Here is a 25,639-nt window from a genome sequence, read left to right as displayed (position 1 = left end):
GCGAAGGCTCCGGCGGCGGCGCCGCGCCGTCCGCCAACGGCGGCAGCGGCAGCGGTGGCGGTGGCGCGTCGCCGGGCGGCGGAACGGGAACGGCGCGTCCCACCTCGTGGACGGGCCGGGGCGGCGCCGTCGCGGCCGGTGACGCGGCGTCCTCAGGAGGCAACGGCTCATCCGGCGGTTCGTCCGGCGGCGGCTGGTTCGCCGGTGGCGGCCGTTCCAACGGCGGTTCCTCGGGCGGCGGACGTTCGTCCGGGGGAGCGTCGAGCGGCGGCGGCCGTGCCCGGGCGGGCGGCGGCTCGGGCTCCGGCGGTTCCGGTTCGGGCGGTGGTGCGAGCGTGTCGCGTCGGCCGCGTGACGCCGCGGCCGGTGTGCCCAGGCCGCGTTCCGCCGACGGCTCCGGCGGCTCCAGCGGCGGTTCGGGCAGCGCCTCTGGTAATGGCGGCAGGCCGCAGCCTCCGCCGCTGTGGGCGCGCCGCGGCCGGGAGGAGGGCCCGCCCATGCCGTTCTGGCTCCGTCCGGTGGAACGCGAACGGCAGCGGGACGAGTAGATGAACCTGTCCGACCGTCAGCGCAGGTTCCTGTTCGCCGGCCTGGTGGTGGTCCTCGCCGTGATCGGGGTGTACCTGACGGTGGCCGCGCCCGACGGCGACGGGGAGAAGGAGACGGGCGGCCGCTCGGCGGCGGCCGTGCCGAGCGCGACGGGGCCCGCCTCCCCGCCGCCCGGGATCTCCTCGGCGGTGGACCCGAACTCCTTCGACATCTACCGGCTGCTGCCGTTCTCCCAGCGCGAGTTCGCCACCGCCGCCGATGTGGCGCAGCGGTTCGTCGCCGCGCACGGGACGTACCGATACGACGAGGGCCCGCAGACGTACGCGCAGCGGCTGTCCGGCCTGGTCACCGATGACCTGCTGACCGAGCTGGTGCGCGGCGAGAGCTCCCCCGGGCAGCTGGAGGAGCGGCGCCGCCGGCAGGAGGTCGCCGAGTGCACCGCCACGCTCGACCGGGTCCGCGACATCGAAGACAACTCGATCATCTTCCTGGTGACCGGCAAACAGCAGGTCACCCGCGGGGGGCAGAAGAGCGAGAACAGCCGGCAGTGGGCGGTGACCGTGGCGCGCGACGGGGGAGCGATGCGCGTCTACGCGGTCGCGCCCGCCGACGAGGGACAGGCGGGTGACACCGGATGAACCGTCGTACCGTCCTGCTGGCCACGGCGTTCGGCGCGGTCGGCATGCTCTTCGCGACGCTGATGGTCGTCCCGGTGCTGTTCGGGTCGACCCAGTTCCTGTTCGGCGGGGGCACCGCGGGCTGCGTCGACACCTCCCAGGCCGGCGCGCAGCCCGCCGAGGCGTCCGACGCCCGCTCCATCCCCGCGGACTACCTGGCGCTCTACAAGAAGGCGGGCGAGGACTACGGCATCCCGTGGAACGTCCTGGCCGGGATCGGGAAGGTCGAGACCAACCACGGCACCTCCCGGCTGCCGGGCGTGACCAGCGGCGAGAACTACGCGGGCGCGGGCGGCCCGATGCAGTTCCTGGCCGCCACGTTCCGCGAGTTCGGCGTCGACGGCAACGGCGACAAGAAGAAGGACCGCTACGACCCCGCCGACGCCATCCCGTCCGCGGCCCGCTACCTCAAGCACAACGGCGCCCCGCAGCGCATGCGCACCGCCATCTTCATGTACAACCACTCCTGGGACTACGTGAACCTCGTGCTGAGCTGGGCCAAGCGCTACGCGGCCGGCGACTTCGAGGTCGTGCAGTCCAACGGCGTCGAATGCGACGACAACGAGCTGCCCGCCGGCATCGACGGCCTGGTGCAGCGCATCATCGCCTTCGCCATGGCGCAGCGCGGCAAGCGGTACATCTTCGGCGCCAACGGCCCCGACGCGTGGGACTGCTCCAGCCTGATGCAGGGCGCCTACCGCTCGGTGGGCCTGCGGATCCCGCGCACCACCTTCGAGCAGTGGCCGTTCGGCGTGCGCATCCCCAAGGGCAAAGAGCAGCCCGGCGACCTGGTGTTCTTCAACTCCGGCCCGGGCACCAGCCCGAACAACCCCGGCCACGTCGGCATGGTCATCGGCAACGGCAAGATGATCGTGGCGAGCTGCTCCACCTGCGTGCCCAACATCGGCGTCAAGTCCTACAAGCGCGGCGACTGGGTCGGCACCACCCGCCCCCTGGCCACCGACAGCCTGAAGAAGCAGCTCGCCCAGCTGGACTCCGACGCCTCCGGCTGACCCGCGGCCCGTTACGTGATCACCGCCGATTATTCGGGTGGGACCGGCGCCTTCGCGTGGCATGCTGGCCGCGTGGAGCCAGAGACACCCGAGATCCGGATGCGCGTCGCCCCCGAGCTGCTGCTGTTCCTGCCCGCCGCGCGCAGACGGGAGGAGCAGGCGGTGGCCTGCGACGGAACCTCGACGCTGGGGCACCTGGTGGAGGCCCTCGGTGTTCCGCTGCCCGAGGTCGGTGCGCTGACGGCCGACGGCGTCCGGGTCGGACCGTCGCACCAGCCGTCGCCGGGCGAGCGGGTCGAGGTCGCGCCGGTGCCGCGCCCCCAACCGGTGCCGCTGGAGCCCGGCCAGGACGCGCCGCGGTTCCTGCTGGACGTGCACCTGGGCACGCTGGCGCGGCGGATGCGGCTGCTCGGCCTGGACACCGCCTATCACAACGACATGGACGACCCGGCCCTGGTCGTGCAGGCCAACGAGGAGCGGCGGGTGCTGCTCACCCAGGACCGCGGCCTGCTGCGCCGGCGGGCCCTGTGGTTCGGCGCGTACGTGCGCGGCGCCCGCCCCGACGACCAGCTGCGCGACCTGCTCGACCGGTTCGCGCCGCCCTTGTCGCCGTGGACGCGCTGCACCGCCTGCAACGGGCCGCTGGTCCCCGTTGGCAAAGAAGAGGTCGCGCCCGAGCTGGCGGACGGGACGCGGCGCAGTTACGACGTGTACGGTCGGTGCACCGAGTGCGGCCAGGTCTACTGGCGCGGGGCGCACGGCGGGCACCTGGAGAAGATCGTCCAGGAGGCCGCGCGCACGGTCGCGGCGGCCCGCGCCGCCCGTCCGGCCTCCTCGCCCGGCGCACCGGGACCGGGGGCGGGCGGCGTGGACAGCGCCGCGTCCTGAGAGAGGGGCTGGTCACGATCAACGTGGTGGTGGGGGCGGCGATCATCGCCGGGGGACGGCTGCTGGCCGCCCAGCGCGGCGAGCCTCCGGAGCTGGCCGGCGGCTGGGAGTTCCCCGGCGGCAAGGTCGATCCGGGCGAGTCGGATCAGGACGCCCTGGTCCGCGAGTGTCACGAGGAACTGGGCGTCAAGATCGCGCTCATCGACCGGATCGGCGGCGACTGGCCGCTCGCGCTCGGCTCGGGGAGCGTGCTGCGGGTGTGGACGGCGGAACTGATCGAGGGCCGCCCGGAGCCGCTGGAGCATCTGGCGCTGCGCTGGCTGGGCCCCGACGAGCTGTACGACGTGGCGTGGCTGCCCGGCGACCTCCCGGTCGTCGAGGCGATCCGCCCCCACCTGCGCTGACAAATGCGTTCCCGGGATGGGCGGGGGCCTACGACCCGGTGGAGCGGTCAGCGGGCCGTAGGCTGAGCCCGGCGGCGGCGCGAATCAGTCTTTGCCGGGGCCGCCGAGCGCCACGTCCACCCGCTGCCCGTCCCATCCGTCCGCCGTCCGCCAGATCACGGAGACGTCGAACGCCTCCGACAGCACGTCCACTACCCAGGGGTCGGCGGGCGCATCGGGCAGGACGAGGAACCGCTGGTCGGCGGGCCGCCCCTCGGCGTACTGGACTTCCATGATCCTCAGCACCGCCTCGCGCAGGCGCGCATAGCTGGTCTCGCCCTCGCCGAGGACCTCGTAGAGGACCGTGCCCGCAGGCCCCTCGCACAGGATGTCGGCGGTCGGCGAGTGGGAGACCGGGGTGAGCCGCGCCCGGTGCAGCTCGGCGAGCAGGGAGAATCGGATCTCCTCGTGCACGTGGCAGCGCCGCTCTTCGCGCACGCTCTGCTCCAACGCGGAGATGAACGGCTGGAATCCGGCGGTGTGATCGGCCGCCGCCTGGTCGGCGGCGTCGGCGGCGGGTGCGGACGTCACGGTGTCTTCCTCGACTTCCTCAGGTGCGGCGGCGGCTTCCTCAGGTGCGGCCGATCCCTCAGGTGCGGCGGATTGCTCGGGGGCGGCGGTGGACGGGATCAGCTCGTGCGGAATCGGGTCCGCGTGCACGATGGTCAGCGACTGGGTGCAGCGGGTGATGGCGACGTAGAGCTGACCGAGCCCCGAGGGCTCCTGCTGGGCGATCATCGCCGGTTCGACGACGACCACGTGGTCGAACTCCAGCCCCTTGGCGTCCGGCGCGGCGATCACCAGCGGGAGGCGCTTGCCGCCGACGGCCGAAACGGCCTGCCGGACCTGCTCGGTCAACGCGTCCGGCACGATCAGCGTGACGGACCGCCGCGGGTCCGCCTCCTTCCCGATGATGTCGAAGGCGCGCGCCACGGCGTCGGCGACCCGTTCGGCGTGGTCGGTGGCGGCGATCCGCAGGACGCCGTCCCCGCCCGGCCGGATCGAACGCGGCGCGGCGGTGTCCGATGAGACCGCCGCTCCCAGCGGCTGCGCGAACTCCATCACCTCGCGGGGGACGCGGTACCCGATGGTCAGCTCTTCCAGGTGCCAGCCGTCCTCGCCGCTGAGCAGGCCGGCCAGCTCCGCCCAGTCGGCGTACCGGTGGACGCCGGTGGTCTGGGCGAGGTCGCCGAGGATGGTCATGGAGCCGCTCGGGCAGCGTCGCGCCAGCGCGCGTGCCTGCATCGGCGTCAGGTCCTGGGCCTCGTCGACCACGATGTGCCGGTACCGCTGCGGCCCCTCCCCGCTGATCAGGAAGCGCAGTTCCTCCAGGCAGACCAGGTCTTCGAGGGACCACGGTTCGTCCGCCATGCGCGCGGCCTGGGGACGGTGGATGGCCCGCTGCTCTTCGTCGGTGAGCACGCCGTCGGCGGCCGCCCGCAGGGTGTCCGGGTCGTCGAGGAGCCTGCGCAGCACGGCCTCCGGGCTCATGTTCGGCCACAGGACGTTCATCAGCCGCACGACCTGCGGATGCCGTTCGATCCTCGCGCGGATCCTCGGGTCCGGGCGGCCGGGCCGGGCTTCCGCGGCCGCCTTCGCCAGGCGGTTGACCACCTGGGTGCCGAACGAGCGACGCCTCGCCAGATAGGGGCCGGGTGCGTCCTCGGCGTTCAGGAGGCTTTCGAGTTCCGTGCGCGGGAGCGAGATGACGGAGCCCTCGAAGTCGAACCCGAAATTGCCGTCGCGGGCGATCCTGGCCAGGGCCCGGGCACCGCCGAGATTGCGGACGGCCCGCTCCAGCACCGCGGCCATCCGCGCGCCCGCCTTCACCGCCCGGGCGGGCAGCGGGTCGCTGCCCCGCGGCTTGTCCCACAGGCGGCTCGTCTCGACGGGGACGACGCCGCGTGTGCCGAGGCGGGGCAGGACGTCGCGGACGTAGGTCAGGAAGCGCCGGTGCGGGCCGACGACGAGGACGTCCTGGGTCCTGAAGTGCCTGTTGTACAGCAGCCAGGAGATGCGGTGCAGCCCGACCGCGGTCTTGCCGGTGCCCGGCCCGCCCTGCACGACCATGACCCCCCGGGGGGTGTCCGACACCAGCAGGAGCTGCTCCCGCTGGATCGTCTCGACGATGTCGCGCATCGTGCCGTCGCGGGCCCGCTCCAGGTCTTCCAACAGGAAGTCGCGGAGCCGCTCGGGCTTGACCGGCTCGGTGCCGATCTCGTCCTGGTAGTCGCGGACGGTCCGGCCGTCACAGCGGAGCCTGCGGCGCAGCGTCACCTCGCCCGCCTGGTTCGGCGGCCGGAGCAGCCATTCCTTGGCCTGCGGGCTCTGCCAGTTGATGACCACCGGTTCGAAGTCCGCGTCGCGTACCAGCCGTCGGCCGATGTACCAGGTGCGCTCCGCGTCGTCTTCGACGACGTCGACCCGCGCCACGACCAGTGCCTCTCCGCCGAGGTCGTCCTCGTGCGGTACCTCCGGCGCCGCTTCCGGGATGAAGGCGGTTCCGGCGTGGGAATCGGTCGTCCGATTCGGCTTGAGTTTCTCGCGGTTCTCGCGGAACCGCCGTTCGTGACACGTGTAGGCGTAGTCCACCGCCCGCTGCTCCGCAGCGATGACCGCCGCCCGATCGACCATCTCGCTCCCCTCGTTCGCCGATGGCGGGGGCAGAACTATAACCACGCAGTACGACAATCCATCCGACTCGGGATGATCTTTCTTACTGTGATCATTCGAGGGTGCGGACCCGGTCGACGCCGGTGGCGTCTCCAGGGGATGGGCGTGGAGCTTCCCGGGGCACCGGGTGTGCGTGCTGTGAAGGGGCGAATCCGGCATACGGGCCATTCAGGTGCCGTGGCGTACGGGGTGCCGTCTGCGGTCCGACCGTACAGTGGACCGCGCGGACGGTCCGTCATCCGGGAGGACGCCGCGGGCGTCCCGAAATTGCGTGAAGGCGAACCGGCATTGAGGTCAGTGTGTTGATCTCAAGACCGGTTGGGGTGGTGTCAGTGGCGTGTGCGGAGTGTGTTGAGGAGGTTTCGCCACTTGGGGGCAGCTCCAGAATGTTGCCCGGGGCCTTGGAGTCTTGGATGCCGATGGTTCCGTCGGTGGCGCAGGCTACCTCTACACACTCGCCGGTCGGGGCACTGTGGCTTGATTTGTACCAGCTGATGTAGTTCTTGGTCATGACTCTGATTCTGGCGGGTTGGTGTGTCAGTCGGCTGGGCGAGGAAGGGTGGGTTGGCTTGTGTGTAAACGTGAACCGGCCTTGAGGGCAGTGTGTTCACCTCAAGGCCGGTTCGGGGTGGTGTCAGTGGCGTGTGCGAAGTCTGCTGAGGAGAGCGCGCCATTCGTTGGGGGTCAGTTCCAGGTGGGGGCCTGGATTCTTGGAGTCTTGGACGCCGATGGTGCCGTCCGAGGCCCGAGCCACTTCGACGCAGTGGCCGTTCGGATCGCTGTGGCTTGATTTGCGCCAGTTGCTGTAGTGCCTGGTCATACTCCCGATCCTGCCGCGTCGGTCAGTCGGTCGGCTGCCTGTTCGAGATAGGTGAGACTGGCCTCGGGGGACAAGGCAGCCTCCCGAAGACGGTTGTACACCCCCATATACCGCATGACCTCACGTCGTTTGGTGACCAGGAGGTCAGAGGTGACGGTGTCGACCACGGCCAGCGGTGTGTCGCCTGGCTCGGGGAAGGTGTACAGGAAGAACGATGACTTGGGGAGCAGGCCGCCAAGGATGCGAGCGTTGTACGGCAGCAGGTGAAGGGTGAGCCGTTCGTGCTCGGACACCACCTGAAGCATGTGCTTGAGCTGGGCAGCCATCACCTTCGGTGGGACGGCCAGGCGATGAAGCACATACTCGTCCAGTATGGCCTCGTAGCTGGGGCCGTCCTTGCGTAGGAGCTCCTGCTGACGCCGCAGGCGAGCGTCGGCCATGCGATCCGGACGGTATTCGAGCGGTCCCTGGCATTGATCCAGTTCGACTATGGCGGTGATGAACTCCGGGGTTTGTAGGACTCCCGGGATGCTGGTCTGGTCGTAGCTGCGGATGGTTTCCGCGCCGGATTCCAGATCGGCGGCGAGGCGCTGGCGGGGGCCCATGGAGTTCCCGAAGCGGTCCCACCAGCCCTTCGCGGCGGCATCGCGGGCCAGGCGAAAGATCTTGTCGTATCGGGCGCCGGTGACGTCGAGCCGTTCGAGGAGGTCCACGATGTCGTTGAGGTTCGGGCGGACCTGGGCGTTTTCCAGTCGGGTGATCTTGGTGCGGGAGTGGAACAGGACCTGGCCGAGTTCCTCGGCGGTCATGCCGCGCTCCTCGCGGAGCTTGCGCAGTTCGGCCGCGAGTCGGCGGCGACGGACATAGGGGCTCGGCATGGCCGTCTCCCTCCGTGTGATGACACAGCGTGCGGATCGCTAACTTTCTGCGGCCGATCGGCATCACGCAATGTAATGGCCGGTTGCGGTCGTGCGCCCCGGTTCCGCAACTCTTTTCGCATCACGGGCCGGAATTCGCACGTGCGCGGGCTGCACGTGCGCGTACGTGCAGTGCGAGCACGGCACGGGCATGAGGCGGAATTAACGGTGCGGGATCGTGCCAATCGAGGCGCCGACCGGCCGCAGTCGCCGATAGTTCGTGCTCGGACGGCCACGCGTTGTGACGATGTGCGGGAGGCGGAGGGTGAATCCCCGACGCTCCGTCAGGCTCCTTCAGCATCCGAGGTGTCCCATGCCCCTGATGGCGATCCCCGCGACCGGCGCCGCTCCGCTGCACTGGCGCCGTGTCTTCCCCGGCGGTCTCGAACAGGTCGCCCGTGCACGCAGGTTCGTCGCCTGCCTGCTCGACGGCTGCCCATACCTGGACGACGTCCTACTGGCCGCGGACGAGCTGGCGGCCAACGCGCTCCGCCACACCAGGTCCGGCCAGGACGGCGGCTCGTTCACCGTCGAAGTCCTGCGGTGCGACGGCCAGGTCGCGGTGTCGGTCGCCGACCAGGGCGGCCCGGGCGTGCCCGTCCCGGCGGACGCGTCCGAGTGGGCCGAGACCGGGCGCGGCCTGCGGACCCTCGCCCTGCTGGCCGACACCTGGGGCTGGCACGGCAACGCCGAGGGCCGCACCGTGACCGCAGTCTTCACCGAGGAGAAGGCCGCGTGAACGGCGGACTGGCGGCTCAGCACGGCAGGCTCCAGGACCGGGTCGACTCGGTGATGCTGATCGCGATGCGGGCCGACGTCCGCGCGATCCACACGGTCGCGGGCGACGGCCGGGCGGACTGGCAGACCCGCACCTTCGTGCGCGAGGCGCGGCGGCTGACACTCGGCTGCGCGGCCGGGCTGAGCGCCGTCCTGGACAGGCACCGGCCGGGCACGGACCCGTACGGCCACGAGGTCTGCCGGGCCTGCGGCACGTCCGCCTGCTCGACGCTCAAGGCCATCGCGGACGTCTTCGCAGCATATGCGGTCCGTCCGGCGGCCGTGGACCGCGCGGAGGCGTGGCGGCGGGCGGACGCGTACCTGGGGTCGCGCGGGGTGCCGCTGGTCATCGAGGAGTTCGCCGAGGGATTCGTCGCCCGGCCCGTCCCCGGCGGCAACGGCCTGCTGGTCGTCGACCGGGCCACCGGGGCGCTCACCCGCTGGCCGGACCTGCCCACCGCCGAATTGGTCGAGCGCTACCGCCATTACCTGCGCGGCGCGCCGTAGGCCGTCGGCTCCCCGTCCCGCGCCGGGTCAGGAGATGCGGTTGGCGCCCGCGTAGTCGGAGCGGTCCGACAGCTTGGAGATCTTGACGACGTCGCCGGTCTGCGGGGCGTGCAGGTACTTGCCGCCGCTCAGGTAGATCCCCATGTGGTGCAGGTCGCTGCCGAAGTAGACCAGGTCGCCCGAGCGCAGTTCGCTGCGGTCGACCTTGCGGCCCAGCTCGTAGAGGGCGCCGGTGTAGTGCGGCAGGCCCTTCTTGCCGACCTGCGCGTACGCCCACACCACCAGGCCCGAGCAGTCGAAGCTGTTCGGGCCGGCCGCGGCCCACACGTACGGGCTGCCGAGCTTGGAGTAGGCCTTGCGCGCCATCTTGGCGGGCAGCCCGGAGCCCTTGATGGTGGCCGTCAGGCCGGTCCGGGGGTCCCTGGCCTTGGTCGTGGTGAGCTTGTCGAGCCGCTTTTCGACCTCCTCGACCTTGGCCTTGGCGGCGCTGCGGGCGGTCTGCGCCTGGGCGGCGGCGCGCTGCACCTGCGCCGTCTTCGCGGCGGCCTCGCGCTTCGCCTGGTCGGCCCGGTCGATCTGCGCCTGCAGGCGTCCCAGCGCGGCGGTCTGGTTCTGCACCAGGTAGGCCGACGCCGACAGGGTCCTGGCGTCGCCGGAGGAGAAGAACAGCGTGTCGGGGCCGCCGCTCATGTAGTTGGCGGCGGCGAGCTTGCCGAGCTGGGCGCGGGCGGGGGCGGCCTGCCGCTCCAGCGCGGCGGCGGTCCGGGCGGCGGCGCGTTCGGCGCGCCGGGCCCTGCCCAGTTCGACGCGCGTCTTGTTGTACTGCTCGGTGAGCTTCTCGGCTTCGGTGTTCAGCGCGTCCAGCTGCTTGCGCAGTTCGCTCTCGCTGGGGCGGCCGGGGTCGGCGAGGCGCGGCGCGGCGGGCGGGGCGGTCGCGGCGGCGGGGGCGACGGCCCAGCCGAGGGCGACGGAGGCCGCGGCGGCCGCGGTGAGGGCGGACACGGCGACACGCCGTGGACGGTGACCGGGGGGCAAGGTCGTGCACTCCTCTCCTCATCCGCCTACCGGGTTAGCTGACGGGTTCGGGCCGGGAGTTCGCCCTACGACGCGGGCGCGCGTCACCGCGGTGACGGTGCGACCTGCGTCGATTCACCCCGAGTCCCGGGGGCGGCGGCGCCCCGGGATGTGGTTCCCCGGCTCCCCGCGAGGGGATTCGGCGGTCCGGCCGCAGCCCGCGCAGTGGTCCGGCGGGCTCCGAGACGGCCGGGTCCGGAGAGAGTACAAATAAACCGCAAAACCCGGCAACCAGGGCATATGGGATAAAGGGCTGCGCGGTTCGCCGGGGCGGTACGGACCGGCAAGTAGAATCGCAGACGGCCGCGGCTCCGCGGCGACTCCCTGCACCTTCACCAGAGCGAGAAGCGCATGCCCATCTCCACCCGCGACGACCTCCGGAACGTCGCGATCGTCGCCCACGTCGACCACGGCAAGACGACGCTGGTCGACGCCATGCTCTGGCAGTCCGGGGCGTTCCGCGCGAACCAGGACGTCAACGAGCGCGTGCTGGACTCCGACGCCCTGGAGCGGGAGAAGGGCATCACGATCCTGGCCAAGAACACCGCCGTCCGGCACGGCGGGCTCACCATCAACATCATCGACACCCCCGGCCACGCCGACTTCGGCGGCGAGGTCGAGCGCGGCCTGTCCATGGTGGACGGGGTGGTGCTGCTGGTGGACGCCAGCGAGGGCCCGCTGCCGCAGACCCGGTTCGTGCTGCGCAAGGCCCTGGAGGCCCGGCTGCCGGTCATCCTGGTGATCAACAAGACCGACCGGCCGGACGCCCGCATCGCCGAGGTCGTCGACGAGACCTACGAGCTGTTCATGGACCTCGGCGCCGACGACGAGCAGATCGAGTTCCCCATCGTCTACGCCTCCGGCCGCGCCGGCCGGGCGTCCCTGCAGGCCCCCGGCAACGGCGAGCTGCCCGACTCGCCCGACCTGGAACCGCTCTTCCAGGTGATCAGGGACACCGTGCCGGCGCCGTCCTACGACCCCGACAGCCCGCTGCAGGCGCACGTCACCAACCTGGACGCCTCCAGCTACCTCGGCCGCATCGCGCTGTGCCGGGTGCACGCAGGCACCATCAAGAAGGGCCAGCAGGTCGCCTGGTGCCGCCGCGACGGCAGCGTCGAGCGGGTGCGGGTCAGCGAGCTGCTGATGACCGAGGCGCTGGAGCGCAAGCCCGCCGAGGAGGCCGGGCCCGGCGACATCATCGCCATCGCCGGCATCCCCGACATCATGATCGGCGAGACCATCGCCGACCCGGACGACCCGCGCCCGCTGCCGCTGATCACCGTGGACGAGCCCGCGATCTCCATGACGATCGGCACCAACACCGGGCCGCTGGCCGGCCGGGAGAAGGGCACCAAGGTCACCGCCCGGCTGGTCAAGGACCGCCTGGACCGCGAGCTGGTCGGCAACGTGTCCATCCGGGTGCTGCCCACCGACCGCCCCGACGCCTGGGAGGTGCAGGGCCGCGGCGAGCTGGCCCTGGCCATCCTGGTGGAGAACATGCGCCGCGAGGGCTATGAGCTGACCGTCGGCAAGCCCCAGGTCGTCGCCAAGGAGATCGACGGCAAGAAGCACGAGCCCGTCGAGCGGCTCACCGTCGACATCCCCGAGGAGCACCTGGGCGCCGTCACCCAGCTGCTGGCCGTCCGCAAGGGCCGCATGGAGCAGATGACCAACCACGGCACCGGCTGGATCCGGCTGGAGTTCCTGGTCCCGGCGCGCGGCCTGATCGGGTTCCGCACCGAGTTCCTCACCGAGACCCGCGGCACCGGCATCGCCCACCACGTCTTCGAGGGCTACGAGCCGTGGTTCGGCGAGCTGCGCACCCGCCCCACCGGCTCGCTGGTCGCCGACCGCTCCGGCGCCGCCACCGCCTACGCCCTCATCAACCTGCAGGAGCGCGGCACCTTCTTCGTCGGCCCGGGCACCGAGGTCTACGAGGGCATGATCGTCGGTGAGAACTCCCGCGCCGATGACATGGACGTCAACATCTGCAAGGAGAAGCAGAAGACCAACATCCGCTCGTCCACCGCCGAGGCGACGGAGACGCTGACGCCCCCGCGCCCGCTGAGCCTGGAGCAGGCCCTGGAGTTCATCCGCGAGGACGAGTGCGTCGAGGTCACCCCGTCCGCCGTGCGCCTGCGCAAGGTCGTCCTGGACGCCAAGGAGCGCGAACGCATCCGCGCCCGCACCAAGCGCAACGCCTGACCCGCGCCGCCGCGCCGGTCAGACCTGCCGCGTGGCGTACCGGAGCCCGGCTCCACCCTGGCCCACGCCCCCCTGCGAGTGGGCGGGGTGCGTGCGCCTTTGACGCAGCTCGCATGCGTGTTGACACGGCATGACGGTGCGGCTGCACCCGGCGGGAGATCTGTACCGGTGCGGCGGTGGCAGGACGCCGGCCTGCGTTCGCACATCGGTGCCCTTCTGCGCGGCGAGGCCGACGCAGCACGGATGGCCGACGTGTCCCCGCAGTGCGGTCGGGTTCCGCCAGACCGGTGAGCGGCCCGGGGCCGTCGTGTACGAGCAGGACGTCCGGCGCGTTGTCGAGCGCGTCCGCGCTGCTCCGGCCGAGTTGCGCCCGCCGGACTTGACCGGCGAGACGACCAGGGGGACACGCCGGTCGGGGCGCGGAGAAGACCTTTACCGGCCGCTCTTCGCAGGGGACTCCCGTTGCGCAAAGCGCTATATTCGCTCTATGGCGACATATGATCATCCGACAATCCGGATGATCTTGAAATCTGCGGCGGGGGACCCGCTGTGCGTCGCACGAGGACGAGCGCCGACGCATTGCAATCCCGCCGTCGCCTCCGCAACGGTGCGACGAAGCCCGCTTCGCGATCGGGGAGCCGAGAAGGGGGCGGGCATCGCGGATCGGTGCGCGCAGGGGCCGCCCGGAAATCGCTGAACAGCGAAAACGGCACCCGGCATACGGCTGATCGCGGAGGTCTGCACCATGCCCCCATCCCACCCCTCCGCAGTGCGGCGGGAGATCGCCGACGCGTTCCAGAAATACCGGAACGGCATCCGCGAGGCAATCGACAGGTTCCCCGAATGGGTGCAGGCGCTCGCCTTCCTCTTCGTGCTGGTCGTGATGACCTTTGTTTTCCTCGGGGATGTCGCGTTGCGGATCGCCAGAGGAGCTGTCGCCCTACTGCGTCGAGTGGTGCACAAGCCGTCGCTGTCGTTCCTCCGACCGGTTCTGCGCGTTCTCGTCGGTGCCGCCGTGCTGGCCGCTACCGCGCTGGCAGGCTGGCACGGTACGCGGTGGTTCGCCACCCGCGACTGGTGCGATCCGCCGCAGACCCTGCGCGTTCTCAGCGGGGCCGACCTGCAGCTCGCGCTGCAGGCCCAGGCCGACCGGTTCATGGCCGAGCAGCGCAGGAAAGGCTGCGCCGTCGAGGTGACGGTCTATTCGGCGCCGAGTTTCGAAGAGATCGAATCCTCGCTGGAAAAGAACCCGCCATGGCGACCGGATTCGCTCAGCGATCCGCTGATTCTCGGACCGCACCCGGATGTGCTGGTACTGGGGTCGTCTGCGCAGCTGGAGGACCTGGAGCCCGGGTCGTCGGAAGTGACCCTGAGCTCGGAGGGGCCGCTGGCCGTGTCACGGATCGGCTTGGCCGTTCCGGCCCCCTACGCGGAGCGGATCAAGTCGGATTCTCGGAAGCACCGCCTCACCGACCTGGTGAAGGCGGCCAATGCCGTCGGCTTGACCGTCGCGCGGCCCGATCCGGAGCGGTCGGAGGGAGCCCTGCTGGCGACGCAGGCGCTGTACCGGCAGAGCGATCCCCGCGCTCAGGAAGCGGCGGTCACGCCTCCGCCGATCTGACTTTGGACAGCGCGCCGGCCGCCCTGTGCGCCGCCGGTGACGGCGCCACCCCCATCGCGCTGGTCGTGCCGCAGTATGTCGTCGCCGCTTACAACGCGGGACAGCTCGGTGCGGCAGGCTGCCGCAGACCTTCCAAGGGCAACGCCTATGAGCTGATTTCGGCATCGGACGTTCCGGCGCTGGACCATCCGTTGCTGCGTGTGCACTGGCGGGGGCAGAGCAACCGGAAACGAGACACCGCGATCGACCGGTTCCGGGATTGGCTGCGCGACAACCTCCCGCAGAACGGGTTCGAGGAAGCGGGGGACAGGTCTCTGCCGGGACCTCGGGCGGCCGACTTCGACAGCACCCTGGACTCCTACTTCGGGTACCGCAAGCGGGTCAGCGTCGTCTTCCTCCTGGACACCTCCAACTCCATGGGGAAGCAGCACGTGAGGAACGGGACCAGCCTGGACCGCGGGCGCAGGCTCATCAGGGAGGCACTGGACCGGCTCGGTGACAGGGACATGGTGGGGCTGTGGTCGTTCCCGGGGGACGGCGCCCAGGCCAGGGAAGTGCAACAACTGAGCCCGGTGCGGGAGGATCAGCTCAGGGCGGTGCAGGACAAGCTGGCCGGGCTCAATCGCGCACGGGGGTCGTCGCCCGTGTTCGCGGGCACCGTCTTGGCCGCGCAGCAGACGGCCCCTGTCCAGGACGCCGTCATCGTGGTCGTGACCGATGGCGACGACTGGCTGCCGAGCGGAAGCCGCTACGCCGACCGGACGGCCGAGGACGTGAAACAGGCGACCAAGGGTGGGGCAGGCCTGCGGATCCTCGCGGTGGGGGTGGAGCAGTGCGCCGAGGCCGATCTGCAGCCGCTGCGGGACCGGTGTGTCGACGCGGCGAACGACTCCGATGACCAGATCGTCGGCAGGCTGCTGCGCTCGCTGAGAATCGAAGGTGCTCAGAGATGACGACCGAACGGATCGGTATCTCCCGCCGGAAGGCGATGCTCGTCGGCGTTGTGGGCGCGGCCGCCGGCATCGGCGGCTTCCTCGCCAACGAGCGGCGCACTTATGGCGACGGCGGCAGTTCGGGGAAGAACATCGAGCTGCTCATGGGGGAGGAGATCAGCCAGGGCGAGCGGCGGCGCGAGATCGTCCGCCGGTGGAACACGAACAACTCCGATAAGCGGGTCTTGCTGACCGAGATGCCGGGCGCCACGGACAACGTCCGCGCCGAGGTCGTGGCGTTGGCCTCGACGCGGAGCCGGGCGTTCGACGTGGTCGCCGTAGACGTCGCCTGGACCGCCGAGGTGGCGGCGTCGAACTACTTCGACCCCTTCCCGGAAAACGATCTGGAAGATCCCCACGGGTTCTTTCCCGGGGTTCTGAAGGGCGGGCAGTACAGGGGCGAGCAGTACACTGTCCCGTTCGCCGCGGACGCCGCCCTGCTGTTCTACCGTAAGGATCTGGTGGGAGACGACCCGCTCCCGCAGACTTTCATGGAGGCCGTCGCACGCGGCGCGGAGTACAAAAGGGACTTGGGGGTTGACGGCGGCGTCGGCTTCGTCGGGCAGTTCGCCGACTACGAAGGGCTCACCGTCAACATCCTCGAGGCGATCTGGTCGAACGGCGGTGACCCGCTCGAGATCGACGGCAACGCGGAGAACGCGATCCGCAACATCGTGCACTCCGTGCGGAACTCCTCCATCCTCCGGGACACCGACGAGCAACGGAGCATCAAGGCGTTCCGGGAGGGGAGGGCCGTGTTCATGCGCAACTGGCCCTACGCCTACCACCAACTGTTCGGCGATCGCGCTCTCAGGGACAGGATGGCGTTCGTCGCACTGCCATGGCCCAGTGTTCTCGGCGGCCACTATCTAGGCGTGGTCCGGTACTCCGATAAGAAAGAGGCTGCCAAGGAATTCATCAACAATATGGCGCGCTCCGATCAGCAGGACGAGCTTTTCACCTGCGCCGGGTATCCTCCGGTACGCACGTCGTCCTACGACAAGAGGGCCTGCCCGGACGAAGGAGGGAACAGCGAGGACGCGCCCCCGCCCCCGCCGGATCTCGGCGGCTTTGCTGCGGCGGTGAAGGACGCCATGCGCCATGCGCGCCTACGGCCGCAGAAGACGTGGTATTCGCAATACAGCCGCACTCTCCGGCGCCATGTCTTCCGCGCGCTGTCCAGCGACGTGGACCTCGACTTCGCGGCGCTGCGCCGAGAACTGCGAGGCTTGTCCGGGTAGCGGGAAGGCCGCGCGCCGCAGATCATCGCGGACGCGAACGGGCGGCCCTCCCGCGCGCGAGGGCCGCCCGTTCGCGTTCGTCGCCTGCTACTTGAGGGTCACGGTGCCGGTGACGTCGGCGGCGAGGCGGAGCTGGTCGCCGTCGCGCAGGGGGGCCTCCACGCCGCGCGGCAGGCGCTCGCCGTTGACGAAGGTGCCGTTGGTGGAGCCCTCGTCGCGCACCCAGGCGGTGCCCGACGGGTCCAGCCACACCGTCGAGTGGCGCCGCGACACGTTGTCGAACTGGGTGAAGGTGGAGGCGACGGGGGACTGGCCCGCGTCGCGTCCCAGCACCAGGTGCTGGCCCACCGACACCTTGATCTCGCCGCTGGGGAACTGGACGCGCAGCACCGGCGCGCCCTGCCCCTGCCCCTGCCCCTGCCCCTGGGACGGCAGCGGCCGCAGGCACGAGTCACACTGCGCCGCGCCCGGGTTGGTCAGCACCGCCTCGCAGTAGGGGCACATGAGCGCAGTGGAGTCCGGGCGGGCCTGGGCCTGCTGATGCTCGGGCGGCAGCAGCGTCGCCTCGCGGCCGTACGTCGGCGGCATCGGGGCGCGCGGGTCCGGCTGGTGCGACGGCGGGGCGTACTGGTGCTCCGCCGGGGCGTGCGGCTGCGGGGCCGGGCCGTGCCCGGTCGGCGCCTGCGGCTGGGGCGCCCCCCACTGGTGCTCAGGCATCTGCGGCGTGGGCTGCCCCCAGGCGTTGTCGGGCACCTGCTGGCCGCCGCTCAGGCCGCCCTGGTGGCCGCCCGGCGGCTGGTGCTGGGGCGTGTGCGGCTGGGACGGCGCGGGCGGCTGCGCGGGCTGGTTCCACGGCTCCGGACGCTGCTGGGCCCACGGGTCCTGCGGGGCGGCCGGGGACTGGGGCTGCGGCGTCGACTGGTAGGGCGACGGCGCCTGGTGCTGCGGCTGGCCGCCCGACGGCTGGTACCGGCTCGGGTCGTACTGCCCCGGGTCGTACTGGCCGGGATCCGGCTGCTGGTACGGCGGGACCTGGTGCTGGGGCTGCCCGGGGCCCTGCGGCTCGTACGGCTGCTGGTGCGGGTACTGCGGGGCGCCCTGCTGGGGCGGCGGGTACCCGGCACCGGGGCGACGAGCACCGCCGCTGCGGGCCAGGTTGGCACCGCAGCTCATGCAGACGAGATCACCCTGCTGGTAGGGCTCGTCACAGACAGGACAGTTCAAGGTCGCCATGACACTTCCCCCGCACGTACGCCGGCACGTTCGAGCCTCGTTGTGAGGTGCTCCATGTCACCCCTCCGCGGGATCCCGATGTAGAACACCCGCCTTCCCTCCGGCCCCTCGTCCACCGACACCTGGACTCGGGGCGCTGCCTCGCGACCGGTCTGCTGGGAGCCGTCGGCCAGAGCTCCGTACCGCTCGTGCCCCAGCGGGGACAGCGGGACGATGCGCTGGTTGGACGACCCCCTCCAGAGTAGAGAGCCGTCCGGGGAGTGTCGCCCCCCCGGATTGAGCCGGTCGACGTACGGTCCGGTGATGACCGCGTCGCACAACCCAAGGATCTCGCTCGTCCGCGCCGAACGCAAAAGCCGAGAGTAGACATATCCGCTGTAGACGAGTATGTCCACCGGAATCGTCTCATGTTCGGAACCGTCCTGCCACGCGCGGATGCCCCGGAGCAGTGCGGCCAGCGCCTCCGGCTGCTGGAACGGCTCGCCACCGGAGACGGTGACGCCGTCCAGCGGCCGCGGCAGCGACCGCAGCCAGCCCAGCACGGCCGCGACCGGCACGGCCTTGCCCGGGTCGGCCTCCCACGTGTCCCGCGACAGGCAGCCCGGGCAGTGCAGCGTGCACCCCTGCGTCCAGATGCCCGCCCGCACGCCCGGCCCGAGCGTGGTGACAGGATAGTGCGCCTTGGCCAGCAGCAGCGTCTGCTCGCTCGCGGACGGCTCGTCCGCGGACGGACCGGTCACTGCAGGTCCAGGTGGACGATGCTGCCCTCGCGGCGGATGCCGGTCACGGTGATCCGCTCGTCGGGGGTGAGGTCCCGGTCGAACAGGGCGCGGGCCAGCGGATTGACGAAGAACGACTCCAGCTTCATGCCGATGCCGCGGCCGCCGTGGTCCAGGTCGCCGGTGCACCACTCGCGCAGCGTCTCCAGCACGTCGCCCTTGACCGCCAGCACCAGCCGGTGCTCCTCGGTGACGCGGCGGCAGATGTTGGCGAACTGCAGGTCGAAGATCTTGTCGGCGGCCTCCGAGCCGATGAAGTCGAACACCACGATGTTGTCGCCGAACCGGTTGAGCAGCTCGGGCCGGTTCAGCACCTCGGTGAAGTGCTCGGCGACGGCGGCCTTGATGCGCCGCTCCACCTCGTCGTAGGACATGCCGGGTGTGATGTTGCGCACGCGGACCGGCGCGCCGTCCGGACCGACCTCCGAACCGCGCACGAACATGCCCAGGTTCGAGGTGAAGATGAGGATCGACTCGGAGAAGTGGACGGTGTTGCCGCGCCCGTCGGTCAGCCGGCCGTCCTCCAGGATCTGCAGGAACTTGTCCAGGATCCGCGGGTGCGCCTTCTCGATCTCGTCGAACAGGATGACCCGGAACGGGTCCTCGCGCACCGCGTTGGTCAGCTCCCCGCCCGCCTCGTGGCCGACGTACCCGGGCGGCGAGCCGATCAGCCGGTCGCCCGAGCCCTCCCCGGAGAACTCGCTCATGTCGAAGCGCAGGTAGGCCGACTCGTCCCCGAACACCAGCTCGGTGATGGCCTTGGCCAGCTCGGTCTTGCCGGTGCCGGTGGGACCGGCGAAGAACAGCACCCCGCGCGGGCGGCTGCCCGACCGGGTGGCCTGCGCGCCCGACAGGCCCAGCACGGCCCGCTTGAGGATGTCCAGCGTCTTGGTGACGGCCTGCGGCTGCCCGATCACCCGCTCGGGGACGCGGCGCTCGCCCTCCAGCACCCGGCGGCGCAGATGGCCGCGGTTCCACGGGTTGTCCAGCACGCCCAGCTTGTAGGTGCGCACCGCGTCGGGCAGGTCGGCCAGCTGGACGTTGCGCTCCTTGGCCAGCCGGGTCACCTCGATCATCGACTGCAGGGTCAGCCCGTCGGCCTGCTCGGCGAACGCGTCGCACGCCTCGGCCGCGGCCTGGTCGGCGTCCACATCGCTGATCCCGAACGCGCGGGCCAGCAGCCGCGCCGTCTCCTGCCGGTCGCCCAGGTGCGGCCGCGGAATGGTGATCTCGCGGATGTTGTCGTTGTCGGCGGTCAGCCACGGCGGCAGGTCGCCGGGCCGCTCCACCAGCCAGATGACCGGGTTGTACAGCGGCTTGGGCCGGGGCCCCACCACCCGCACCGGCCGCGCGGTGCGCGACAGCTTGGCGCAGAACCGGAAGAAGTCGCGTTCGGCGGGCTCCAGGTCGGTGGGGCTGCGGGCGATCCGGGACGCCGAGTCGATCAGCACCGCGGCGCGCACGTCGTCCGACGGGCGGGCCACCGCCGCCAGATGCCTGGTCAGCCCCTCCAGCGACGGCTTCTGCTCGCCCTTCAGCTTGCCCAGCAGCCGCTCGGCCGCCTCCGCCGCCGCGTCGCCGACCTCGTCCCCGGTGTCGGGGTGCACCTGCAGGCCGTCCACCGGGTCGTACACCACCAGGCAGGAGTAGCCGCTGGAGTGCAGCGACTCCCACAGCAGGTCGCGCAGCGGCAGCAGCCGGCCCGGCCCGTCGGCCTCCAGCGGCGGGGCCAGGAAGCTGTCGTAGAGATTGCCCGACAGGACGTACTGGGAGTGCACGGACAGGGTCGCGTCCAGCTCGCGGATGAACGGCGGCCAGCCCAGCAGCCGCCCGCCGAGGGTGGGTGAATCAGTGGTCATTCCTCGCTCCGCCCGCGGCCCGCCATGGCCGCGTCCTGGTCGCCGGCGTCCCTGTCATGCACGCCCCATTGTCCCGCGTCCCGCATGCCGGGGGTTCACCCGAGTTCCCGGCGGCGTTCGCGCGGGGCCGCCGCACGGGCCGCGGTGCGCCGCGCCCGGTCGGTGACGGGCAGCTCCTTCACCCCCGGCTCCAACCGCCACGTGACCTCGGAACGCACGCCGGCGTCGGCCAGCCGCGCCCGCGCGGCCTCGAACGCCTCGCACCACTCCCGTTCCCGTTCGACGTCGAGCCTGCGGTCGTCCTCGCTCTCGGCGGGACGGGTGCGGACCATGGCCGCGCGGATCTGCGCCGCGTCGTCCACGCGCATCCGCACGCCGTGGTCGGGCCACGACCCGCGGGTCAGCACGACCTCGCCGCCGTCGGCGGTGAGCGTCTCGAACCCGGCCTGCACCTCGTAGCCCAGGTCCTGGAACGCCGCGGTGATCGAGTCGAGCACGTAGCGCCGCTCGGCCTCGGCCTGCTCGGCGGCCTCGCGTTCGGCGGCGCGCCGCCGCTCCTCCTCCCGCCGCCGCCGCGTGCGGCCGTTGGCCGCCTGCACCCGCAGCCGCACCTCGGTCAGCACCCCCTCGGCCTCCTCCTCGCCGGACGCGCCCGGCAGCAGCGCGGCCGCCTCGGCGACCGCGCGGCGGTCCTCGGCCGAGACGTCCGGCAGCAGGCGGGCCACCACCCGCTCGAGACGCTGCCGGACGGCCTCCGCCTGCGCCGGTCGTGCTTCCTCCTGTGTTGGACGCCCGACGGCGGGGCCCAGTTCGGTGCGCAGCGACGACGCGGCGGACGGGAAGATCTGCTCGCCGATCTCGGCGGCCAGGTGACGCGACAGGCGGGACTCGGCCTCGTCCAGGGCGGTGTCGGCCGCGGCGCACCACGTGTCCAGGTCGGCGATGTCCTGGTCGGCCGGTCGGAGGGGCCGGGGGAGCGCCACGTCGGCGCCGAGACGCTCCGCCGTCTCGGCCAGCGCGGCGATGCGCGCGTTGCGTTCCAGCACCCTGCGCAGCGCGCGCTCGTACGCCTCCACCTCGGCCAGGGCCGCCGCCCGCTCCTCCGCCTTGCCCGCGGCGAGCGCCGCCAGCGCCTCGGCGCCGCGTCCGGCCACGCCCGCGGCCCGGCCCAGCACCCGGTTCATGCCCAGGGTCAGGACCACTGCCGCGTCCAACGCGATGTCGGCCTCGACACCACTGCTCATGATGCTCCTCCAGGGCCGTGCTGCGTCGCCCCCGCAGCCGTGCGCCGGGGGCCGTGGATGTGGGGCGTCACGCCAGCGCCCTCCGCTCGTCCTCCGCGTGCCGCTGCCTCCACCGGTGCAACCGGACGCCCGCGGCCACCGCGTGCGCGGCCGGGCCGGCGATGAGCAGCAGCAACCACAGCAGGCTCGCCATCTGGGTGAGCGCGGACAGGAGCAGGAGAATCAGCGCAAGCGGGACGATCCCGACCAGCAGCACCGCGCCGAGTCCGCGCCCGCTCGTACGGCGCGCCGCGCCCGACATAGCCTGCGACGCCTTCGACAGGCCGCGGCCGCCGGCCCCCAGGACCCGTGACAGCCAGGACCAGGGACCGTAGAGCAGGTAGTCGCGTCCCTGCACGCGAGCGAGCAGAACCTCACAGCCGCATTGCACGAGCCACGCGACCGCGGACAGCACCACAAAGGCAGCGAGCGGCACGCTCGCACCTCGCTGGGACTGATAGATCGACTGCTTACCGGTGTGCTCCCCGCCGAAGAGCGCATCGACGACCCAGCTGCCCAGGAGCCAGAAGGCGAGCAGGGGCAGGGTCCAGCCGACGGCTCGTGCCACGGCGCTGTTGCGTCCGGCCAAACGATGGCGTTCTCGTTCGGCCCACCGCTCGCGCAGCGCCTGGGCCCGCTGCTCGGCCGCTCTGGCGTCACGGGACCGGGCCTCCAGCTCCAGGACGGCCTCGGGGGCGGTACGGGCCACGGCGAGCAGCCGCAGCGGATCGTCCCCCGCACCGTCGGCGAGCCACTCCAGCCACGGCACCGGCTCGGGCAGACCGGCGCGCGCGCGGGCGGCGGCATCGCTCAACGCCTGACGCGTCCGCCCGGGCTGGACGGCCAGGGCCAGCAACGTGAGCAGCACCACGGGCGGGTCGTCGGCAGGGACGGGCGGGCCGGCCACGCGTGTGTCGGACGTTGTCCCCGCATCCGGCAACCGCGCCTGGGCCCCGGCCGGGAGCGCGTTCTGGGTGCGCAGCCACCCCGCCAGGTCGTTCCACGCGGACACGTGCGCGCGCCACTGCTCGTCGACGCGCGCCAGGTCGTGCGCGCCGTCGAAGCCCGCCAGCACGTGCAGCAGCCGGTGCTCCCACAGGTCCCGGCCCAGCAGGCAGGCGGTGCGGTGGTCGGGATGCGTCCCGTCACCGGCCAGCGCCGCAAAACCCGCCAGGTCGGCGGCGGTGACGCGCCGTCCCAGATAGTGCGGCGGCAGCGACGGGTCGAGCCAGCGCACCAGGTGCAGCAGCTTCACGTCGGGCGGCTGCCTGGACGACAACGGCCCGTCGACCAGCTCGATGCGGCTGTCGTCCGGCAGGCCCGACAGCCACTCGCGCAGGACGCGGAACGCCTCCTGCCCGCCGCCGAAGAAGTAGCGCGCGGCCTGGTCCCACCGCTCGACCAGCGCGCGGGCGAACTCGCCGCGGTCGGTGAAACGGCGCCCGGCGAACGGCACGCCCGGCCCGGGTTCGGGGACGGGCCGCGCCGGTTCGGCGACCGGCGGCGACGCCCCGTCCAGCCACTGCGCCACCTGCTCGGCGCCCCACCGCCGCCGCGGGTCGCGGGTGAGCAGCCCCCGGCACAGCAGCCGCAGCCGGGGGTCGGCCACGTCGTCGGCCGTGACCGGACGCGTCGCCAGATGGTCGATCACCGCCGTCTCGCTGAGCCCCGCGAACGGCGGCCGCCCGGTCGCCAGCTCGCGCAGGATCATGCCGAGCGACCACCAGTCCCGCGCCGGGGACACCTGCCCCGACAGCGACTCGGGCGCCGCGTACGCCAGGGTGCGCGACGCCGAGGCGAACACCACGCTCTGCTCGATGACCCGGCTCAGCCCGAAGTCGGTGATCGCGACCCGCACCGGGTCGGTGCCGGTCACCAGCACGTTCTCCGGTTTGAGGTCGCGGTGCACGATGCCCGCCCGGTGCAGCGCGGCCAGCCCGTCGGCGAGCTGGGCGGCCACCTCGGCGACCGCCTCCGGCGGCAGTGGCCCGTCCGCCAGCGCGCGCAGGTTGCCGGCGGGCGCGTACTCGGTGATCTCGTAGTCGCGTCCCTCGGCGTGCCCGGTCTCCAGGACCCGCACCACGTGCGGCGAGTCCAGCTCGGGCAGCTTCGCCCACACGTCGCGGTCGGCGGTGAAGCCGCGGCGGAACAGCTTCACCACGTACTGGACGCCCCGCGCGTCCCGCACCAGCAGCAGGTCGGACTCGGCGCCCTGCACGGGAAGCTCGGCCACCGTCTCGAACCGTTCGGCCAGCACCGCCGGCAGCCGCATCAGCGGATCGCCGGCCGCCGTTCCGTCCCGCCGGGTCTGCGCGGGCCGCGGCCCCGGCACGTACGCGTCGCGCCGTGTGACACCGGGGTCCCGCCGCGTCTCGCGTGGGGGAGCGTCCCCGCCGCCCCCCTGAGGCTCGAAGTCGGCCACCTGAACTGCCCCGTCTATGTCGCGTGACTCCTGGTGAGCCTAACCCGGCTGTTCAGATCTTGTCCTTGATGGCCCGCAGGTGCTCGACGCCCTTGAACCGCACCACCACCGCCTCCATGAAGATGCGCACCAGGACGGCCTCGAAGATCCAGATGACCGGGGCGCACAGCATGATCAGCAGTCCCAGCAGCCAGCCGTTGCGCAGCTGGAAGACCCACACGCCGATGACGAGCACGATCAACGCCGACAGCGTCACCAGCAGCAGCGCCAGCACGTAGCACAGCTTGATGAGCTTGGGCGTCACCAGGTGGTCGAAGTTGGCGTCGAACAGCGCGCCGAACAGGCCCTTGTTCTCGGGGACGCCGCCCATCCCGCCCGGCCGCCCGAACGCCGCCTGCCCCGCGCCGGGGGCGCCCGGTGCGCCGGGCATGGCGCCGTACGCCGGCTGCGGCTGGGGCTGCTGCATGTACGGACCGCCCGGCGGCCCGGGAGGATGCTGGTACTGGCCGGGATCGGAAGGGTTCGTCATCGCCGTCGACTCCTGGATCGTCCACCAAGGCTCCGCCTACAGGAAGACTCTAGGCCGAGCGGGGCGAGTCGCCGAGGCACCGAACCGCCTCTTGTGCGTCTCGTCGCCGTCTCCCCACCGCAACGCGCCCGGCCCCGGCGGAAAATGGTGTGACCGTCTCCGGGGCCGTCCTGGTATGGTCCGGGCGCCAGTTACCCGACCGGACACGGAGTGGACTCATGGGCCGTCTCACCGCGGTCGCCGCAGGAGTGATCGGCACGCTCGTCCCGCTGGTTCTCACCGCCTGCGGCGGAGACTCGGGCGACGGGAAGGCCGACGCGAAGGCGTCGCCCTCCCAGGTCTCCGTGAGCGCCGCCCCCGCGATGCCGGCGTCGTCCGCTTCCGCGCCGTCCGGCGGCGGCACCCGCATCGGCGGCGGCAAGACCGGCGTCACCGTGACCCTTCCCGCGGGCTGGCGGCAGGTCGACCCCACGACGGACTCCTCCCCGGCCGTGCGGACGTCCTTCGGCCTCGACCTCGACATGGGCGACCTTGTCCGGCAGCTGATGGCCGAGCAGATCAAGCAGGGCACCGTCTTCGCCATCGACGGCTCGGTGGCCTCGGGGTACGCCCCCCACCTGACGGCGGGCTGCGACCGCGGCGGCGCGGTGGGCGCGTCGCTGGAGCAGCTCAAGCGCAAGCAGCAGGCCATGGAACCCGGCTCGCGCATCACGGACCTGACCGTCGGCGGCAAGCCCGGTTTCAAGGCCACCTACGACTCCACGAGCAAGTCCGGGCCCGTCAGCGGCATGACGGTCCGCGTCTCGCTGTCCGACGACCGCTTCTGCTACGTCGACATCGAGGCGCGCCAGGGCGCCATGCCGCCGGAGGCCGAGCGCATCGCCGCGTCCTTCACCCTGGCCTGACCCGTTCGAAGCCCGCCCGACGCCGGTCAGGGCCCGCGGCCCCAGCTGTACCGGACCCCATCAAAGGGCGGCTCCGGAGAACGGGCCCCAGGACCCATCGCATGGTGGGAAGGCGGGACGGAGTACAGGCCTGGCCCGTGGATGCCGCCGCGCGTGAGGCACCGGCAACCTCCCTGCGCGCACCAGGCTTCTCCGGGACGCGCTTGGAGCGGGTGCGCCTGGTCGGCGCGGA

General features: G+C 71.9%; 23 protein-coding genes and 1 riboswitch. Of the genes, 12 read left to right on the top strand and 11 right to left on the bottom strand.

What is annotated here, in order from left to right:
* Positions 1-335: 335 nt before the first annotated feature.
* The 5 genes from ABD879_RS20130 to ABD879_RS20110 all read left to right on the top strand — a co-directional run bounded on the left by ABD879_RS20130 (position 336) and on the right by ABD879_RS20110 (position 3,531).
* Positions 336-548, top strand: coding sequence for a hypothetical protein (locus tag ABD879_RS20130; RefSeq protein WP_345023036.1), 213 nt, complete (start codon positions 336-338; stop codon positions 546-548).
* Positions 549-1,187: a hypothetical protein gene (locus tag ABD879_RS20125; protein WP_345023035.1), complete on the top strand. Its 639-nt coding sequence runs from the start codon at positions 549-551 to the stop codon at positions 1,185-1,187.
* Positions 1,184-2,239, top strand: coding sequence for a C40 family peptidase (locus ABD879_RS20120; RefSeq protein WP_345023034.1), 1,056 nt, complete (start codon positions 1,184-1,186; stop codon positions 2,237-2,239). Before ABD879_RS20125 ends, ABD879_RS20120 begins: the two co-directional genes overlap by 4 nt.
* 99 nt (positions 2,240-2,338) lie before the next feature.
* The gene (locus ABD879_RS20115; RefSeq protein WP_345023038.1) at positions 2,339-3,127 is read left to right on the top strand and encodes a Mut7-C RNAse domain-containing protein; all 789 of its coding nucleotides are present in this window, start codon (positions 2,339-2,341) and stop codon (positions 3,125-3,127) included.
* Positions 3,128-3,156: 29 nt separating this feature from the next.
* Positions 3,157-3,531: a (deoxy)nucleoside triphosphate pyrophosphohydrolase gene (locus ABD879_RS20110; protein ID WP_345023037.1), complete on the top strand. Its 375-nt coding sequence runs from the start codon at positions 3,157-3,159 to the stop codon at positions 3,529-3,531.
* A gap of 84 nt (positions 3,532-3,615) precedes the next feature.
* On the opposite strand, the gene ABD879_RS20105 is transcribed toward ABD879_RS20110, so the two are convergent.
* The 4 genes from ABD879_RS20105 to ABD879_RS20090 all read right to left on the bottom strand — a co-directional run bounded on the left by ABD879_RS20105 (position 3,616) and on the right by ABD879_RS20090 (position 7,941).
* The gene (locus ABD879_RS20105) at positions 3,616-6,204 is read right to left on the bottom strand and encodes a HelD family protein (RefSeq protein WP_345023033.1); all 2,589 of its coding nucleotides are present in this window, start codon (positions 6,202-6,204) and stop codon (positions 3,616-3,618) included.
* Between the two features lie 274 nt (positions 6,205-6,478).
* Entirely contained in the window at positions 6,479-6,754 is a 276-nt protein-coding gene (locus tag ABD879_RS20100) for a DUF397 domain-containing protein (protein ID WP_345023032.1), read from the bottom strand.
* A gap of 123 nt (positions 6,755-6,877) precedes the next feature.
* The gene (locus ABD879_RS20095; protein WP_345023031.1) at positions 6,878-7,063 is read right to left on the bottom strand and encodes a DUF397 domain-containing protein; all 186 of its coding nucleotides are present in this window, start codon (positions 7,061-7,063) and stop codon (positions 6,878-6,880) included.
* Positions 7,060-7,941 carry a helix-turn-helix domain-containing protein gene (locus ABD879_RS20090; RefSeq protein WP_345023030.1) on the bottom strand — a complete coding sequence of 294 codons (882 nt, stop codon included), beginning with the start codon at positions 7,939-7,941 and terminating at the stop codon, positions 7,060-7,062. Before ABD879_RS20090 ends, ABD879_RS20095 begins: the two co-directional genes overlap by 4 nt.
* 361 nt (positions 7,942-8,302) lie before the next feature.
* Here ABD879_RS20090 and ABD879_RS20085 point away from each other — a divergent pair, with 361 nt between their 5' ends.
* Complete coding sequence (locus ABD879_RS20085; RefSeq protein WP_345023029.1) at positions 8,303-8,719, top strand: ATP-binding protein; 417 nt, start codon at positions 8,303-8,305, stop codon at positions 8,717-8,719.
* Positions 8,716-9,264, top strand: a complete 549-nt coding sequence (locus ABD879_RS20080; RefSeq protein ID WP_345023028.1) for a hypothetical protein — start codon at positions 8,716-8,718, stop codon at positions 9,262-9,264. Before ABD879_RS20085 ends, ABD879_RS20080 begins: the two co-directional genes overlap by 4 nt.
* A 27-nt stretch (positions 9,265-9,291) precedes the next feature.
* Here ABD879_RS20080 and ABD879_RS20075 read toward each other — a convergent pair whose 3' ends face one another.
* On the bottom strand, positions 9,292-10,266 hold the full coding sequence (locus ABD879_RS20075; protein ID WP_345023027.1) for a C40 family peptidase: 975 nt from the start codon (positions 10,264-10,266) through the stop codon (positions 9,292-9,294).
* 40 nt (positions 10,267-10,306) lie between these two features.
* Positions 10,307-10,493, bottom strand: a riboswitch (cyclic di-AMP (ydaO/yuaA leader).
* A 196-nt stretch (positions 10,494-10,689) separates the two neighbouring features.
* On the opposite strand from ABD879_RS20075, the gene typA reads away from it, so the two are divergent.
* From typA to ABD879_RS20055, 4 genes are all read left to right on the top strand, one after another.
* The gene (typA, locus tag ABD879_RS20070; protein WP_345023026.1) at positions 10,690-12,543 is read left to right on the top strand and encodes a translational GTPase TypA; all 1,854 of its coding nucleotides are present in this window, start codon (positions 10,690-10,692) and stop codon (positions 12,541-12,543) included.
* Between the two features lie 769 nt (positions 12,544-13,312).
* On the top strand, positions 13,313-14,164 hold the full coding sequence (locus ABD879_RS20065; protein WP_345023025.1) for a substrate-binding domain-containing protein: 852 nt from the start codon (positions 13,313-13,315) through the stop codon (positions 14,162-14,164).
* A 2-nt stretch (positions 14,165-14,166) separates the two neighbouring features.
* Positions 14,167-15,117 (top strand): VWA domain-containing protein, encoded by a 951-nt coding sequence (locus tag ABD879_RS20060; protein WP_345023024.1) that lies wholly within the window; start codon positions 14,167-14,169, stop codon positions 15,115-15,117.
* Positions 15,114-16,397 carry an extracellular solute-binding protein gene (locus tag ABD879_RS20055; RefSeq protein ID WP_345023023.1) on the top strand — a complete coding sequence of 428 codons (1,284 nt, stop codon included), beginning with the start codon at positions 15,114-15,116 and terminating at the stop codon, positions 16,395-16,397. The genes ABD879_RS20060 and ABD879_RS20055 overlap by 4 nt, the downstream gene beginning before the upstream one ends.
* 87 nt (positions 16,398-16,484) lie before the next feature.
* On the opposite strand, the gene ABD879_RS20050 is transcribed toward ABD879_RS20055, so the two are convergent.
* From ABD879_RS20050 to ABD879_RS20025, 6 genes are all read right to left on the bottom strand, one after another.
* Positions 16,485-17,621 carry an FHA domain-containing protein gene (locus tag ABD879_RS20050; RefSeq protein WP_345023022.1) on the bottom strand — a complete coding sequence of 379 codons (1,137 nt, stop codon included), beginning with the start codon at positions 17,619-17,621 and terminating at the stop codon, positions 16,485-16,487.
* On the bottom strand, positions 17,618-18,370 hold the full coding sequence (locus ABD879_RS20045) for a 4Fe-4S single cluster domain-containing protein (protein WP_345023021.1): 753 nt from the start codon (positions 18,368-18,370) through the stop codon (positions 17,618-17,620). The genes ABD879_RS20050 and ABD879_RS20045 overlap by 4 nt, the downstream gene beginning before the upstream one ends.
* Positions 18,367-20,268, bottom strand: coding sequence for an AAA family ATPase (locus ABD879_RS20040; RefSeq protein WP_345023020.1), 1,902 nt, complete (start codon positions 20,266-20,268; stop codon positions 18,367-18,369). Before ABD879_RS20040 ends, ABD879_RS20045 begins: the two co-directional genes overlap by 4 nt.
* Positions 20,269-20,363: 95 nt before the next feature.
* A complete protein-coding gene (locus ABD879_RS20035) occupies positions 20,364-21,512 on the bottom strand; it encodes a response regulator receiver protein (protein ID WP_345023019.1) in 1,149 nt (382 codons plus the stop codon).
* Between the two features lie 67 nt (positions 21,513-21,579).
* Positions 21,580-23,823 (bottom strand): protein kinase domain-containing protein, encoded by a 2,244-nt coding sequence (locus tag ABD879_RS20030; RefSeq protein WP_345023018.1) that lies wholly within the window; start codon positions 23,821-23,823, stop codon positions 21,580-21,582.
* Positions 23,824-24,025: 202 nt separating this feature from the next.
* Complete coding sequence (locus ABD879_RS20025) at positions 24,026-24,502, bottom strand: DUF4282 domain-containing protein (RefSeq protein WP_345023017.1); 477 nt, start codon at positions 24,500-24,502, stop codon at positions 24,026-24,028.
* 218 nt (positions 24,503-24,720) lie between these two features.
* Between ABD879_RS20025 and ABD879_RS20020 the strand changes: the two genes are divergently transcribed.
* Positions 24,721-25,407: a hypothetical protein gene (locus tag ABD879_RS20020; RefSeq protein WP_345023016.1), complete on the top strand. Its 687-nt coding sequence runs from the start codon at positions 24,721-24,723 to the stop codon at positions 25,405-25,407.
* The last annotated feature ends 232 nt before the right edge of the window (positions 25,408-25,639 follow it).

The sequence above is a fragment of the Actinomadura keratinilytica genome, assembly GCF_039539665.1.
In the GTDB taxonomy this organism is placed as follows: domain Bacteria; phylum Actinomycetota; class Actinomycetes; order Streptosporangiales; family Streptosporangiaceae; genus Spirillospora; species Spirillospora keratinilytica.
Note: the sequence above shows the minus strand (reverse complement) of the source record. Positions and strands in the feature narration are given on the sequence as shown.

Coding starts and splice junctions, on each gene's coding strand:
- ABD879_RS20125 (WP_345023035.1), top strand. CDS start 549: ATGAACCTGTCCGACCGTCAGCGCAGGTTCCTGTTCGCCGGCCTGGTG.
- ABD879_RS20120 (WP_345023034.1), top strand. CDS start 1,184: ATGAACCGTCGTACCGTCCTGCTGGCCACGGCGTTCGGCGCGGTCGGC.
- ABD879_RS20115 (WP_345023038.1), top strand. CDS start 2,339: ATGCGCGTCGCCCCCGAGCTGCTGCTGTTCCTGCCCGCCGCGCGCAGA.
- ABD879_RS20105 (WP_345023033.1), bottom strand. CDS start 6,204: ATGGTCGATCGGGCGGCGGTCATCGCTGCGGAGCAGCGGGCGGTGGAC.
- ABD879_RS20100 (WP_345023032.1), bottom strand. CDS start 6,754: ATGACCAAGAACTACATCAGCTGGTACAAATCAAGCCACAGTGCCCCG.
- ABD879_RS20095 (WP_345023031.1), bottom strand. CDS start 7,063: ATGACCAGGCACTACAGCAACTGGCGCAAATCAAGCCACAGCGATCCG.
- ABD879_RS20090 (WP_345023030.1), bottom strand. CDS start 7,941: ATGCCGAGCCCCTATGTCCGTCGCCGCCGACTCGCGGCCGAACTGCGC.
- ABD879_RS20085 (WP_345023029.1), top strand. CDS start 8,303: ATGGCGATCCCCGCGACCGGCGCCGCTCCGCTGCACTGGCGCCGTGTC.
- typA (WP_345023026.1), top strand. CDS start 10,690: ATGCCCATCTCCACCCGCGACGACCTCCGGAACGTCGCGATCGTCGCC.
- ABD879_RS20055 (WP_345023023.1), top strand. CDS start 15,114: ATGACGACCGAACGGATCGGTATCTCCCGCCGGAAGGCGATGCTCGTC.
- ABD879_RS20040 (WP_345023020.1), bottom strand. CDS start 20,268: ATGACCACTGATTCACCCACCCTCGGCGGGCGGCTGCTGGGCTGGCCG.
- ABD879_RS20035 (WP_345023019.1), bottom strand. CDS start 21,512: ATGAGCAGTGGTGTCGAGGCCGACATCGCGTTGGACGCGGCAGTGGTC.
- ABD879_RS20030 (WP_345023018.1), bottom strand. CDS start 23,823: ATGCGGCTGCCGGCGGTGCTGGCCGAACGGTTCGAGACGGTGGCCGAG.
- ABD879_RS20025 (WP_345023017.1), bottom strand. CDS start 24,502: ATGACGAACCCTTCCGATCCCGGCCAGTACCAGCATCCTCCCGGGCCG.
- ABD879_RS20020 (WP_345023016.1), top strand. CDS start 24,721: ATGGGCCGTCTCACCGCGGTCGCCGCAGGAGTGATCGGCACGCTCGTC.